Raw genomic sequence first — 13,827 nt, 5'->3', positions numbered from 1 at the left:
CTTCTGGGGAAGCCATCGTATTGCGCAAATTGACAGAGTGACCGGGGTTGTAATATCAGGGAAAAAGCTACGTTAACTGTTCGCTATGTCTCCGAACAAAGTGTTCGCTATGTCCCCGGTCCATACACCTGTGGGAGAGGGGCAGGATGAACCGCGATCGTTAAACGGGATTGACCGGCCGCAACCGGTACTGCGGCGGCAATTGGTCAAGCCCACTGATGGTCGTGTTCAGGCTCTTCCAGCGACCATCCTTGATCCCGTAGATGCACCCGTGAACCGACAGGCTCTGCCCGCGGTGCCAGGCATTTTGCACAATGTTGGTGTGACCCACGTTGGCCACCTGCTGGATGACGTTGAGTTCGCACAAACGATCTACGCGTTCTTCTTCGGTGGGCAACAGCGCCAGCACGTCGCGATTTTCGTAATACAGGTCGCGGATCGAGCGCAGCCAGCCGTCGATCAGCCCCAACTGCTGGTCCTTCATCGAAGCACGCACGCCGCCACAGCCGTAGTGGCCAGTGACCAGAATGTGTTTGACCTTCAATACATCCACGGCGTACTGAATCACCGACAAACAGTTCAAATCGGTGTGCAGCACGACATTGGCCACGTTGCGGTGCACAAACAGATCGCCGGGCAACATGCCGACGATCTCATTGGCCGGTACACGGGCATCCGAACAACCAATCCATAGGTATTCCGGCGTTTGCTGGCGGGCCAGCTTGGCGAAAAATTCGGGATCTTCCTGCTTGATCGCATCGGCCCAGCGCGCGTTGTTATCAATCAGGTCTTGTAGTTCGTTCATGCGGTAAGGCCTCAAGAGTTGATGCTCAGCTTTGACAGCCGACCGGCGGTCGACGTCACGTGGGCAAATGCCAAATCCGGCGATCAATCGGGTGGAATCTTCACGCTTGACTACAGTCCACCCTAGGGTCTGTTGCCGTTTCATAGTAGCCGCGATGAAACCCCACGGGGTTTGGGTGTTGCTCTGAACCTTGCCCGGCTATCTGTAACCCAGCAACGCGGCATGCAATGCAACGCGAACAGCCCCTGGCAAGGCCCCACAGTATGAGGATTTACCATGACCGATTCACGTCGCCCGTTCGGGGCAGAAGAACCATTGGACATCGACGACACCGAAGACCGCATGGGCTCGGTGGAACCGCTCGACTTTGACGACCCTGTGGACACACATGAATCACTGGACGATCTGGTGACCGATGAAGAGTACACGCGCCATGTGGGCGAGCATCGACCGCGCAACCGCGAAATCAGTGGCGCGGCGCTGCCGGGGCGTGATTCCAGCCCGGACGATCTGGACGCCGACATGCTAATACCTGAAGACGGTGCCCGGGATGCCTACGAAGCCCTTGAAGAAGAGGGTGGCGCGGCAGACTGGGATTTGAGCGTCGTCAATGAAGACGAGATCGGCGCAGGTCGTGGCCTGGATGAAGCTGAGCTGGCGGATATTGATCCGGTGGGCCGCAAGGAATAAACGCCCCTCGGCTGACCCTCTCCCCAAGGGAGAGGGGGCATTGCTCCCGTGAACAGGCGGTTGACGCCGGGTCTTGTACGGGGGCTTTTATGGAACGGGTTGTTGCCAGGGCGATGCCGTCAGTCAACCAGCGTACACGCCATGACCACGGCATCTTCGCGCCCGCCCACGGCCGGGTAATAGTCGCGGCGGCGGCCGATTTCGTTGAAGCCATAACGTTCGTACAACTTGAACGCGGCGGTGTTGCTGTCGCGCAGCTCAAGGAAACACTCGCGGGCGTCATGCTGGTAAGCAATGGACATCAAGTGCTCCAGCAATTTAAGCCCAAGGCCGCGGCCCTGGCTTTCGGGTTTGACCGTGATATTGAGCAGGTGCGCTTCATCGAGAATGATTTGCACCACACCGTGCCCCACTTGCTGCTCGCCTTCAAACATCAACCAGATGTGGTACTTGCCCAGCCCGTCGAGGAATATCCCGCGCGTCCAGGGGTGGCTGAAGGCGGCGTATTCAATTTTCAACACGGCATCGAGGTCCGCCTCGGTCATCGGGCGGAAAGTTACAGCGTCACTCATTGATTGGTTTCCAGCGCGCCATCAGCCGGCGCATGGCTTGCCACACATCCGCTTTGCGGTGTGGCTCATCCATTAATAATTCAAGACCCGGCAGCGCCCAGACGCAGCCCAGCCCTTCAATGTCCAGATCGCGGTGATAGGCTTCGGCATTGGCTTGGCCCGCAAAACGCACGGCAGGCAGCCCGATCAGCCATAAACACGCACACTCGATGTCTTCAAGGCGCGCCATCAAAAAACCCTGCACAAATTCCCGTGCGGCCTCCGGGCCCTGATCGACATTGCCCCGGCGCAGCAACGGCCAGCGAATCGGCTCGCCAATGATTTGCGGGCTGTCCGGCAGTCCGGCAGCGCGCAGCATGTCTTTGAGCAACAGGTAAGCCGGGTCGCGGCTCTGGAACGCGCCGCCTGTGGGTAACTCCACCAGCACCAGGCAGCGACCGGCGCGCAGCAATTGCAACGCAAAACGCGGCGCCGGCAAGGGCACTACTTTGGCCACCACGGGCGCAGCGTCGGCTTCGGCGACCGGTTTGCTCGCTGCACGCGGGGTGACGGACGGGCGTGGCACTTCGATCTTCGGGCGTTCGGCAGGCTTGCTCGGCACCGCCGCCACCTGGGCAACAGGCGGCGCCATGACCGGCGCTGCGGGCGGCTCGGGGACCACCAGCAGTTCAGGCCGCGACGGGGCGGCGAACGGCAATTCGGTGCGCGGTAACCAGGTGACCACCTGCATGGCAGTCAAATAAGCGCGGCGGCGGGACTCGTTCAACAAGGGTCGGCCATCTGTGGATAACAAAAGAACGGGGATTCTACCGCCCTTCTGCCCTTCCCGCCCGCAGTTGATCGCTAAACGGTGGGCAGGCGCTCGGGCGGCAGATCGCCAAGGGAAGATGTGCGCAGTACAATCGCCGCCTTTCATTGCCAATCGACCGGCCTTCCCATGATCGAACCCAAGCGCGTTTTACGTGCCCTCGCCGAGCACTGGGCACTCCTTGAGCCCTTGTGCGAACACTTCGACCAAGGCACGTTGAGCCTCAGCGAACTGCGCCTGCAATTGGCGGCGCATCAGTTGGATAGCACCCCTCAAGACATCACCAACGTGCTCGACAGCTGGATCCGGCTCGACATTCTGGTGCCGGTCGCCAAAAGCCCGAACCGCTTCGAGCTGAATGCGCAAATCCATGACTTCCTGGCCTATTTGCGGCGCGAACACCGCCTCGGCCTGTGCCTGGAAATCGAAGCCTACCTGCGCCACCTTGAGCGTCTGGCGGGGTATATCCAGGATGCGTTCGACATCCGCGACGGCAACGATCTGGCGCGTCAACTGCGTCTGCTGGACATGCGCGTGCGCGACGTACTGAAAAAACTGGCCAACGATGAGCAGGCGCTGGTGGCCGTGGCAGAACGTGCCAAGACCAGCGACCGGCAAATCCCGTTGCGCCAGCGGTATGCCGAAGTGCTGGCGACGTGGGATGAATACGTTGAGCCGATGATTCAATTGGTCAACGCCGACGGCGCCTTCGAGCAAGGTGTGCGCAAGGTTGAAAACGTGCTGCTGCGCATGCTCAGCGAACAGCAGCGCCTCGGCCACCTGGTCGACGACGACATGCTGCTGCGTACCCACGCGCGGATCCTCGAAATGCAAACCAGCGCTCAACTCACCCTGCGCCATGCGCGCGAGCTGTTGTTGCCGTTGCGCGAAGAAGCCCGCCGCCACAATGCCGTGACCCGCGGCGCGGCGCTGGCACTGGCCGCGATCCGCCGTAAAGGGCTGGACGCCGTGCCACAAGCGGCGATGCCGATGTTCACCCGCCCGCAAAGCACCTTTCTGGGCAGCGCCAGCCAAGTGGAAGCGTACGTGTATGCGTTGGCGCGCTTCGAGCCAAAACCTGCGCGGTTCCCCAAGGCGCACAAAACCCAAAAAGGCGGCGAAGCCCCGAAGGCGCCGCGCACGGTCAAAGAAATGCTCGACCGCTGCAGCGATGCACTGCCCATGCCGGACTTGATGAGCTGGTTGCTGGCACAAGAGCCCGACGGCGACACCGACGAATTGCTGTACTGGTTCTCGCGCCTGTCGCGGGAAAAACGCTTCGTGCGCGAGCGTCTCGAACGCCGCGAGTATCACACCCACGAACACGTGGTCAGCTTGCGCTCTTTCGCCCTGCTGTCACGTAGCGAAGCCGCAACCGAGCCTACTGCGAGCCCTCTCCATGCATCTTGATCTGTCTGAACTGTCCCAACTGGCACCGATTTTTCGCGAACTGTTCAAGGGCTATCACGTCAGCCGGCGCGACCCCGAGCTGTACGCGCAGTTGTCGAATTTCCAGGATCAATACCGCGCGCTGTTCAAGGCGTTGGGCTTTGAGTTGGTGTGTGACACCCGCGGTTTTTATTACTTCGTCCCCGACACGGCCACCGCCCAGGTGAACAAGACCGCACAGCGTCTGGCGCTGTTCACGTTCATCATTGTCGAGCACCTGGCCGATCAGGGCCGCGACCCGATTGCCGTGCTCGATGGCGGCAGCTTGGGCCGCGACGAACTGCCCGCGCTGCTGGAAAAATACCGCGACCTGTTCGTACAGGCCGAGGTCACCACTCAGGACGAGCTGGAAGAGAAGATCATGCGCCGCATGACCCAGCTCGGCTTTGCCGGTGAAGAAAACGGCATTTACCGCTTTCTGCCGCCGATGCACCGCTTTCTGGATGTGTGCCTGTCGGTGCAGCAGGACCGCGATCTGGCCGCCAGCCTGCACAGCATCTTGCCGCTGCCGACGCCCGTACTGGCCGGTGACGACCCCGAGGTCGAGGAAGAAGACGAAGAAGCCGCACTGGCGCGTGCCATTGCCGCCGAGCAACAGGAGATGGATGCATGAGCCAGGAACGCTACGGAATACGCCGTTTTGCCTTGTTGAACACTGCCGGTTACAGCCTCGGGCTGTTCCCGCTGGAGCACCCGCTGTCGGTGTACGGGGCCAACAACCTGGGCAAATCGGCCTCGATCAACGCCTTGCAGTTCCCGATTCTGGCGCGCATGTCGGACATGAGCTTCGGCAAGTACAGCCTCGAACAATCGCGGCGTTTTTACTTTGCCTCCGACACCAGCTACATCCTCGTCGAAGTGTCGCTGCCCCATGGCCCGCACGTGATTGGCGTGGTCGGCCGTGGCCCGGGCGGCGGTTTCGGGCACCAGTTTTTTGCCTACGCCGGTCAACTGGACCTGGCGCATTACCAAAAAGACGACACCTGCCTGCGGCAAAAAGAGCTGTTCAACAACCTTGAGCGCAACGGCCTTAAAGCCTATGAACTCAAACCCGATGAACTGCGGCGCCTGTTGGTGGGCGGCCACACGTCCATCCCGCTCGACCTCACACTGATCCCGCTGCGCTCCACCAGCGAGCAAAGCCTGAAGACCTTCCGCGCGCTGTTTATCAACCTGCTGCACATGCGCGAAATCACCGCCGCCAAACTCAAGCAGCTGTTCCTCGATGCCTTCGAGCACAGCCTGCGCTCGGGCAGTGTGGATTACATTGCCGCTTGTGAAGAGGCCTTCCGCGACGTACGCCGCATGGAGCAGGACTACAACGCCCTGGTCGGTGCCGGGCCATTGGTTGAGTCGCTGGCGGCCGGGGTGCGCCAGCGCGATCTGCTGCGCGGCAAGTTGCACCGCCTGTCTCCCCTGCTCGACTCATTGCTCGGTACATGGCAGGACTATTCGGGGGCCCGCAAAGAAGAGCTGCTGGCCCAGTCCGAGCACTACCGTCACGAGCAAGACGCGCTGCAAAACGATCAGCGCAGCAGCACTCAGGAATTGATGCGCCTGGAGCGTGAAATCTCCGGCATCCAGCGCTGGTTGGGCGAGCTGTCCGTGCTCAAGCACCGGTTTGCCCTGGTGGACGATGTGAAGGTGCTGGAGCAGCAGTTGCTCGCCGCCAAGGACGCCCACGACGAACTGGCCGGTGCCCTGGCGCAATCGCGGCAGTTCAGCGCCGAGGACCTGGACGAACGGGTCCGGGATCTGGAAAAACGCCTGAAGTCGGTCAAGCAGCAACTCGATCACGCCGACAACAACAGCTATGCACGACTGCGCGAAGAGTTTTCGCAGCAGGATGTCGAGCGCCTGATGCGCCTGTTCAACAGCGCCCTGTTCAGCCTGCCGCTGGGCGAACACGGGATTGCACTGGACGACAGCGACGCCTGGGTCAAATCACTGGAGATGATCCTCGACGGCTTCAAAGGCGAGCGCTTTGAAGCACCGGGGTTGTCGATTGACCTCAGCCACATCGAGCCACCTGCCTTGCAGGCCTTGGCAGACCGGGCCGCGTTACGCGATCAAAAAGAGCGTCTGGACAAAGAACTCAAGCAGCTCAAAACCCAGCAAGCCGTGACGTCTGATCGGGCGGCGAGCAAGAGTGAAGCCGAGTCGCTTTACCAACAGGTACTGGACGCGCAAAAAGCGCTGGAAGACTTCCGCCGCAGCCAGACGCTGAGTGCCGAGGAAGGCGAGAAACTGGAACAACTGGCTCAGGCCGAAGCCGCCCAGGACGAGTTGAAGCGCTCCAGCGATGCGTTCACCGAGCGCGTTCAACAGCTGTCGGCCAAGCTGCAACTGGTCGCCCGTCAACTGGGCGACATGGAAGCCAAACAGCGCACGCTGGATGACAGCCTGCGCCGCCGTCAATTATTGCCCGCCGACCTGCCGTTCGGTACGCCGTTCATGGACCCGGTCGACGACTCCATGGACAACCTGCTGCCGCTGCTCAACGACTACCAGGACACGTGGCAAAGCCTGCTGCGCTGTGATGGCCAGATCGAAGCCCTTTATGCCCAAGTGCGCTTGAAGGGCGTGGCCAAGTTCGACAGCGAAGACGACATGGAGCGCCGCCTGCAACTGTTGATTAACGCTTACGCGCACCGTACCGAAGAAGCCCTGACCCTGGGCAAAGCGCGTCGTGCGGCGGTGACCGATATCGCCCGCACGTTGCGCAACATTCGCAGTGACTACGACAGCCTTGAGCATCAACTGGCGCTGTTCAACCGCGAGATCAACAAGCGCCAGGTGTCCAACCTGCAAAGTTTCCGCATCGTGCTGGCCCCCAACAAGGAAGCCCTCAAGCACATCGATCAAATTATCCACAGCGCTGGCCAGTACGAAGAAGGCGAAACCCTTTCGGTATTCGACCTCAGCCAAAGCGCCGAACAGGACACAAAAAACGAGGAAGCCAAGGAGTATCTGGCTCGCCTCGTGGCCGCCAACCATAACCAGTTGGGCCTCAAGGACTTGTTCGAACTGGCGTTCGAGATCACCAAGGTCAACGGCCAGCCGGTGATCCATACCGACATTGACGGCGCTGCGTCCAACGGCACCACCATGACCATCAAGGCGCTGACCAACATGTATTTGTTGCTGCACTTGATGGACCGCGAGCAGGCCGGGCGCATCCGTTTGCCGTACTACCTGGATGAGGCGGCGGACATCGATGAAAAGAACCAGACCGCGCTGCTCGAAACCAGCTTGCAGTTGGGGTTTGTACCGATTCTGGCGAGCGTGAAACCGCAGGTCTGTGCGCATGTGGCCATCGACCTTGAGGGCGGCAGCGGGCCTAACGGTATTTATATCGATGAGGACGACTGGAAGTACATTCGCCGCCATGACGAAGTACAGCCTGCCAAGGCGATTGACACGGCATTGCCCGAGCTGGACGAAGCCTGACCCCAAGCGTTAACCCCTGAAAACCGCGATCACCGATCGCGGTTTTTTTATGCCCGCCCGTAGTAATCGGGCGCAAACCTAGCGCCCTTAAACCGTCTTTTAGATCAGTCTTGAGGCAAATAAAAAATATATTTTAAATTTCAGAAAACTCCTACCAACTACATCGCAATCAAACGGCAAACTCTAAAAAATCATTAAGAAGTCTCTGAAACACAAAGGAAAAACAACAACTGGAAACTCGCCTGCCAACGCATTCACCCACAGGCCAGCGCACGCTCAAAATGGCATCTCACGAATATTAACTATGTTTATGATTTGAAATAACGTTTAAACTTTGCAACATTAAAAAGCGCTTTGCTTTCACAACTTGTGAGCATTGAAGACAAAAGCCTACAAGGAACTCTTGAGAAGTTGTAGGAGAAATCATGCGTAAAGCCCTTATCGTAGACGACCATCCCTTTATTCGAAGAATAGTCAGATTGGTACTTGAAAAAGCCAACTTCCAGATCGCTGCTGAGACCGACAATGGTGCAACAGCATTAGACCTGGCGCGCTCTCATGTACCGCACTTGATCGTGCTTGATCTGTCGATGCCCAAGCTCGATGGGCTCGAAGTGTTGAAGCGATTAAATATTCTCGGCTTGCCCATCAAAGTATTGGTTCTGACGTCCAAGGGCTCTGCGTTTTTCGCAGATCGGTGTATACGCGCGGGGGCCATCGGCTTCATTGAAAAAACAGAAGATGTCGATGCGCTGACCCAGGCCATCAATCATGTGATGAGTGGCCGTATTTATTTAAATGACCCGGATGCCAATGTCGCAACTGCTGACAATGACAAACCCAGCGACCTACAACTTATAAAAAAACTGTCTGACCGTGAACTGCGCACACTTCAATATTTAGTGTCGGGTTACTCGAATAAAAAAATCTCTGAAACCATGTTGTTGAGCGAAAAAACGGTCAGTACGTATAAGACCCGCGTCCTGAACAAACTCAACATTAAATCGGTGGTGTACCTGGCCGAGTTTGCCAAGCGCAATAACTTGGTCGAATGAAAACCGTGTCAGCCCGGCGATATGCTTTGTTCTGTTTGTCGCTGTGCATAACGTCTGTCTGCCAGGCCGATCCTGTTGATTTGCAGTTATTGGCCCGCTCGCACATCGACGTCCTGCCGCTGGACCTGAGCGAAGGCGACCGGCAATGGTTAACCGGTAAAGCGGCACTGACGCTGGGCACTTCCGCCCCGGACTACGCCCCCTTCGATATCTCCACCGGCAGTGATTACTTTGAAGGGGTGACAGCGGACTATGCCGGCCTGCTCAGCCACTTGCTGCAAGTCCCGTTCAAGGTGCGTCGCTACGCGTCCCGGGGCGACGTGATCTCGGCGTTGAAACGGGGTGAAATCGACCTGCTGGGGACCGCCAACGGGTATGAAATGGCTGATCCACAACTGGTCTTTTCTTCCTCGTATGCGCTGGACACGCCAGTATTGGTCACCCGGATGGGCGATGACCCGAGGACCAAAGCGCTGCCCAATGGCCTGCGGCTGGCCATGCTGTATCACTACCAGCCGGTTGAGGAGGTCAAAGCCGCTTACCCGCAAGCCGACGTGCAGTTATACGCCTCAACCCTCAGCGCCATCGGCGCCGTGGCGTTTGGTCAGGCCGACCTGTATCTGGGGGACGCGATCAGTACCAATTACCTGATCAACAAAAACTACTTGAACAACGTGTACCTCAAGGATTTCTCCAGCCTTGAAGGCCATCCCTTTTCGTTTGCCGTGCATCACCCCAACCCGCGTTTGCTGCGGCTGATCAATGCGGCCATGGCGCGCATCCCCAGCGATGAGCAGTACGCGATTCTGAGCCGCTGGGGCGTCAGCGGCATGAAATTCGAGGGCCGCGGGCCGCTGCACTTTTCACCCGCCGAACAACGCTGGATTGACCAAAACCCGCGCCTGAAAGTCGCCGTTACAGAGGATTTTCTGCCGTTTAATTTTTATGACGAACATGGCATGTTCAGCGGCCTGGCGGCGGACTTGCTGGCCAAGATCAGTGTGCGCACCGGGCTCAAGTTTGATCTGGTGCGCAGCCCTTCCGTCAGCCAGTTGACCGAACTGATCAGCCGGGGTGAAGCCGATCTGACACCGGCCTTTACCCCCAGCAGCAACCGGCAAGATGTGCTGCGCTTTACCAAACCCTATCTCACCACGCCGTTTGTATTGGTCACGCCATTGAAACCCGGGAGCCCTGCCACCCTCGATGAGCTGCAAGGCAAACGCGTGGCGCTGGTGACCGATAGCCTGATGCAGACCTACCTTGAGCAAAATTTTCCCAAGGTCAATCTGGTGTCCGCGCCCAACTCGGCGCACGCGCTGGCCATGGCCGCCAAAGGTGAGGTGGACGGAGCCATCAACTCATTGATCAGTGCCCGCTATTTGATCAAGCAGCAGTACAGCGGACGCCTGCGCATCCGCAGCACCGTCGGGGTCGCCCCTGCCCAGTTCGCCCTGGCCATCCACCCCGAAGCGCACGCGCTGTACTCGATTCTGGGCAAAGCACTGACCAGTATCTCCCCCGAGGAAATGGACACCCTGACCAATCGCTGGCAAAGCGCTGTGGTGCTGGACAATCGCTACTGGGTACGCAATCGCTCGACGGTGATCAAAGTGACGCTGATGCTGTTGGGCGTGCTGACTGTGGGGGTGGTGTGGATTGCCTACTTGCGGGGGTTGGTGCAAAAACGCGATCAGGCCGAGCGTGCCCTCAATGACCAACTGGCGTTCATGCGCACCTTGATCGACGGCACCCCGCACCCGATCTATGTGCGCGACCGCGAGGGACGCTTGCTGATTTGCAATGAGGTGTACCTGCAAGCCTTTGGCGTGAGCCGCGAAGCCGTGATCGGCAAAAACCTGCTGGAGTCCACCTTCAACCCCGAAGACCAGCGCCGGGTTTACCACACCGACTACCTGGAGGTGATGCAAGAGGGGCGCCCGGTGCTGCGTGATCATTCGCTGACCCTGCCCGACGGTAAGGTGCTGACCATTTATCACTGGGTGTTGCCCTACCGCGGCAGCGATGGTGCGGTCATGGGCATCATCGGCGGTTGGATCGACATCAGTGAGCGCCAGCAATTGGTCGAACAACTCAAAGAAGCGAAGAACCATGCCGACCAGGCGAACCTGGCCAAAAGCGATTTTCTGACCACCATGAGCCACGAGATCCGCACACCGATGAACGCTGTGATCGGCATGCTGGAGCTGGCCATGAAAAAAGCCGAACAAGGCGTGGCGGACAAAGCGTCCATCAATGTGGCTTCCGAAGCCGCACACGGCTTGCTTGAGCTGATCGGAGACATTCTGGACATCGCGCAAATCGAATCCGGACGAATGTCGCTCAACCAGCAACGCACGCAGTTGATGACGCTGGTGCAATCCACCGTGCGCGTGTTTGAGGGCATGGCGCAACAAAAAGGGATACAGATGAGTGCCGAGCTGGACCCCAAAATCAACCTCGACGTATTGATTGATCCGCTGCGTTTCCGACAGATTCTGTCCAACCTGCTGAGCAACGCCATCAAGTTCACCGATGCCGGTCAGGTACGCCTGAGCGTACGGGCCAGAGGATCGGAGGACGGCGAGCGGCTGCGACTCAATGTGCAAGTTGAAGACACCGGCATCGGCATTTCCATCAGCGATCAAAAACGCCTGTTCAGCCCCTTTTCCCAAGTCAACACCCGCGCGCAAAAACCGGGCGGGTCGGGGCTCGGGCTCATGATCAGCCGTCAACTTTGCGACTTGATGGGCGGCACCTTGTCGCTCAACAGCACCGTGGGCAAAGGCACGTGCATCACGATGCAGTTCGACATTGTGACGCTGCTGTCGCAAACACCTGTCGCGCCAGCCCCGCGCTTGCCGTCAAGCAATGCGCGGCCGCTCAACGTCTTGGTGGTCGATGACTACCCGCCCAACCGCAAGTTACTGACCCAACAACTGGGGTATTTGGGCCACTCGGCGATAGAAGCCGAAGACGGCGCGCAAGCCTTGAAAATCTGGCGCAGCCGTCATTTCGACATGATCATGACCGACTGCGCCATGCCCGTCATGGATGGTTACGAGATGACCCGTTCCATCCGGGCCGAAGAAGCGGCAGCCAATAACGCTCCCATCTTGATTGTCGGCTTCACCGCCAACGCCCAGATTGGAGAAGCCGAACGTTGTCTGGCGGCGGGTATGAATGACTGCCTGTTCAAACCCATCAGTTTGCACAGCCTGGAGGCCCGTCTGGCCAGCGCTGAGCGGGCGCCCATCAATGTGCAGAACGAGCAGGATGATGCGGGGGTTACACCGCTCATTGACCTTGAAGCGCTGGAGCATTTGACCGGCGGAGATGCCAACGCCCTGAAAAACTTGCTTGAGCCTTTGATCGACAGCCTGGAAGACGACATGGGCGGGCTATTGAATGCGTTCACCAAAAACGATCTGCCGGGCATGAGCGAAATTGCGCACAAAGTTAAAAGTGGCGCCCGCATGATCAAGGCCACCCACCTGGCCCACTGCTGCGAGCAGCTGGAAAAGGCCTGCCTCAGCCCTGAATGGAGCCAGTTGGCCCAACGGGTGGATGAACAATACGAGGCCATGGCCCAGGTGCTGGAAGTGATCGAGGTGTATCGGGTTTGAGGCGCCTGTCAGGGCAACCCCATCACCAGTGTGGCGCTGCCGGTGAAGTTCCCGCTGGCCGGGGTGGTGGCACTTTTACGCACCAGGGCGAAGGTCACATCGTCCGCGCCTGAACTGTTGTAGAGGTTGGTTCGGAAAGCTTGATTGGGCCCTATTTGCACGCCGCCCCGTAACAAGCCCGTCGCCAGATTCGGGTTGCTCATGTGCAGCAGCCCGGAATTGAACGCCGATGAAACCCCTTTGAATGTGATGGTGATGGGCATTGTTATGCCTGGGTTGGGGCAAGAGTAATTTAAACGCACGACTCTGGTGACCGATGTGCTGGCAGAACTTTCACCGATGGCGGCGGGGTCCACTTGATTAAAGTTCACATCAATTGCCCGATTGCCATTGATCGTACACGTTGAGGGCTCAATGATCAGGCTGTTGTTCGCAATCAAATTAATGCGCACCACCGGCACCGGAGGCTTACCCGTATTATTGGTTTGTCTCAAGAGTATGGTTCCGATGAGATCGTTATATCGAATATTAATGGGATTAGAGGGGTCACCCCGGTTGAGAATGTACATATACGTGCGCATATTGGCGGGCACATGATTGTTATACATGATCGCAATATGAATCCCCGGCCGAACGGGGGCATCGTAGTCGACGTTATGAATATTAAGTCCTAATGTATGGCCCATTAGTTTTGGGCCCGGCTCAACGCCATTCAAGGTGGTATGCCAATAATCCCTGGCCGAAGCGGGAAGACCACTGTCATAAGAAAAGATGCACTCCAGAGTATAGCCATCCAACAGAATGCGCCTTGAACCGGGAGTGATTTTAACGGGCACGCGCACGTCGACGACTTTGTGGGTCGGTATCCATATCCACCGGCCGCCGTCGACTCGACAATCCGAGGCCAAGAGTGTTTGCATGAAAAACGTCAAACATACACCGATTATATATTTCATCGTTGCTCCTGCTGGCCGCTCACCCAAGGTGAACCGCTGTAGATAAATCGTAAATACCGCGTGAAAGACCCCATCAAGATTATGAGCAGCGATATACGTCTGACCTTGATAAGCGCCCTTCTTTGAAAGCATCCAGCATTGCGCCAGATTATGTGACGCGCCCTAAGGAATCTCCGAACAAGCCTTCAGTTATGCGAGAATCCCCGCAACACCTGATCCGAGCCGCCCATGAGCCAGATGAGCTTTTCCGACTTTGAGTACGCCGGCAAGCGCAAGCAAACCCGCCGAGAGCGCTTCCTCGCCGAAATGGATCAGGTGGTGCCCTGGGCAGGCCTGCTGGAGCTGATCGAACCGTTCTACCCCAAGGCCGGCGGCGGTAGAAAACCCTATCCTCTGGAAACCATGCTGCGCATCCA

At 58.2% G+C, this 13,827-nt stretch carries 11 protein-coding genes; 7 read left to right on the top strand and 4 right to left on the bottom strand.

Features of this window, described 5'->3' with window-relative positions; translation table 11 throughout:
• Nucleotides 1–160: 160 nt before the first annotated feature.
• Complete coding sequence (gene can / locus HBN61_RS21585) at nucleotides 161–805, bottom strand: carbonate dehydratase (RefSeq protein ID WP_047273297.1); 645 nt, start codon at nucleotides 803–805, stop codon at nucleotides 161–163.
• Between the two features lie 276 nt (nucleotides 806–1,081).
• On the opposite strand from can, the gene HBN61_RS21580 reads away from it, so the two are divergent.
• Nucleotides 1,082–1,495 (top strand): hypothetical protein, encoded by a 414-nt coding sequence (locus HBN61_RS21580; RefSeq protein ID WP_047273296.1) that lies wholly within the window; start codon nucleotides 1,082–1,084, stop codon nucleotides 1,493–1,495.
• Between the two features lie 119 nt (nucleotides 1,496–1,614).
• Here the strand turns inward: HBN61_RS21580 and rimI are convergent, their stop codons facing one another.
• Both rimI and HBN61_RS21570 read right to left on the bottom strand, forming a co-directional pair.
• Nucleotides 1,615–2,067, bottom strand: a complete 453-nt coding sequence (gene rimI / locus HBN61_RS21575; RefSeq protein ID WP_047281800.1) for a ribosomal protein S18-alanine N-acetyltransferase — start codon at nucleotides 2,065–2,067, stop codon at nucleotides 1,615–1,617.
• Nucleotides 2,060–2,836 carry a hypothetical protein gene (locus tag HBN61_RS21570; protein WP_047273294.1) on the bottom strand — a complete coding sequence of 259 codons (777 nt, stop codon included), beginning with the start codon at nucleotides 2,834–2,836 and terminating at the stop codon, nucleotides 2,060–2,062. The genes rimI and HBN61_RS21570 overlap by 8 nt, the downstream gene beginning before the upstream one ends.
• Before the next feature lie 168 nt (nucleotides 2,837–3,004).
• Between HBN61_RS21570 and mksB the strand changes: the two genes are divergently transcribed.
• The 5 genes from mksB to HBN61_RS21545 all read left to right on the top strand — a co-directional run bounded on the left by mksB (nucleotide 3,005) and on the right by HBN61_RS21545 (nucleotide 12,455).
• Nucleotides 3,005–4,285 carry an Mks condensin complex protein MksB gene (mksB, locus tag HBN61_RS21565; RefSeq protein ID WP_170047874.1) on the top strand — a complete coding sequence of 427 codons (1,281 nt, stop codon included), beginning with the start codon at nucleotides 3,005–3,007 and terminating at the stop codon, nucleotides 4,283–4,285.
• Nucleotides 4,275–4,937: an Mks condensin complex protein MksE gene (gene mksE, locus HBN61_RS21560; protein ID WP_047273292.1), complete on the top strand. Its 663-nt coding sequence runs from the start codon at nucleotides 4,275–4,277 to the stop codon at nucleotides 4,935–4,937. The genes mksB and mksE overlap by 11 nt, the downstream gene beginning before the upstream one ends.
• Entirely contained in the window at nucleotides 4,934–7,774 is a 2,841-nt protein-coding gene (gene mksF / locus HBN61_RS21555; RefSeq protein WP_047281798.1) for an Mks condensin complex protein MksF, read from the top strand. The genes mksE and mksF overlap by 4 nt, the downstream gene beginning before the upstream one ends.
• 425 nt (nucleotides 7,775–8,199) lie before the next feature.
• Nucleotides 8,200–8,829 (top strand): response regulator transcription factor, encoded by a 630-nt coding sequence (locus tag HBN61_RS21550; RefSeq protein WP_047273290.1) that lies wholly within the window; start codon nucleotides 8,200–8,202, stop codon nucleotides 8,827–8,829.
• A gap of 89 nt (nucleotides 8,830–8,918) precedes the next feature.
• Entirely contained in the window at nucleotides 8,919–12,455 is a 3,537-nt protein-coding gene (locus HBN61_RS21545; RefSeq protein ID WP_262498823.1) for an ATP-binding protein, read from the top strand.
• A gap of 8 nt (nucleotides 12,456–12,463) precedes the next feature.
• On the opposite strand, the gene HBN61_RS21540 is transcribed toward HBN61_RS21545, so the two are convergent.
• Nucleotides 12,464–13,543, bottom strand: coding sequence for a fimbrial protein (locus tag HBN61_RS21540; protein WP_170047873.1), 1,080 nt, complete (start codon nucleotides 13,541–13,543; stop codon nucleotides 12,464–12,466).
• 96 nt (nucleotides 13,544–13,639) lie between these two features.
• Between HBN61_RS21540 and HBN61_RS21535 the strand changes: the two genes are divergently transcribed.
• On the top strand, nucleotides 13,640–13,827 hold a 188-nt coding region (locus HBN61_RS21535; RefSeq protein ID WP_524539063.1), incomplete at its 3' end, for a transposase.

It is taken from the genome of Pseudomonas sp. WS 5071 (assembly GCF_012985765.1).
GTDB lineage: Bacteria > Pseudomonadota > Gammaproteobacteria > Pseudomonadales > Pseudomonadaceae > Aquipseudomonas > Aquipseudomonas lundensis_A.
Note: the sequence above shows the minus strand (reverse complement) of the source record. Positions and strands in the feature narration are given on the sequence as shown.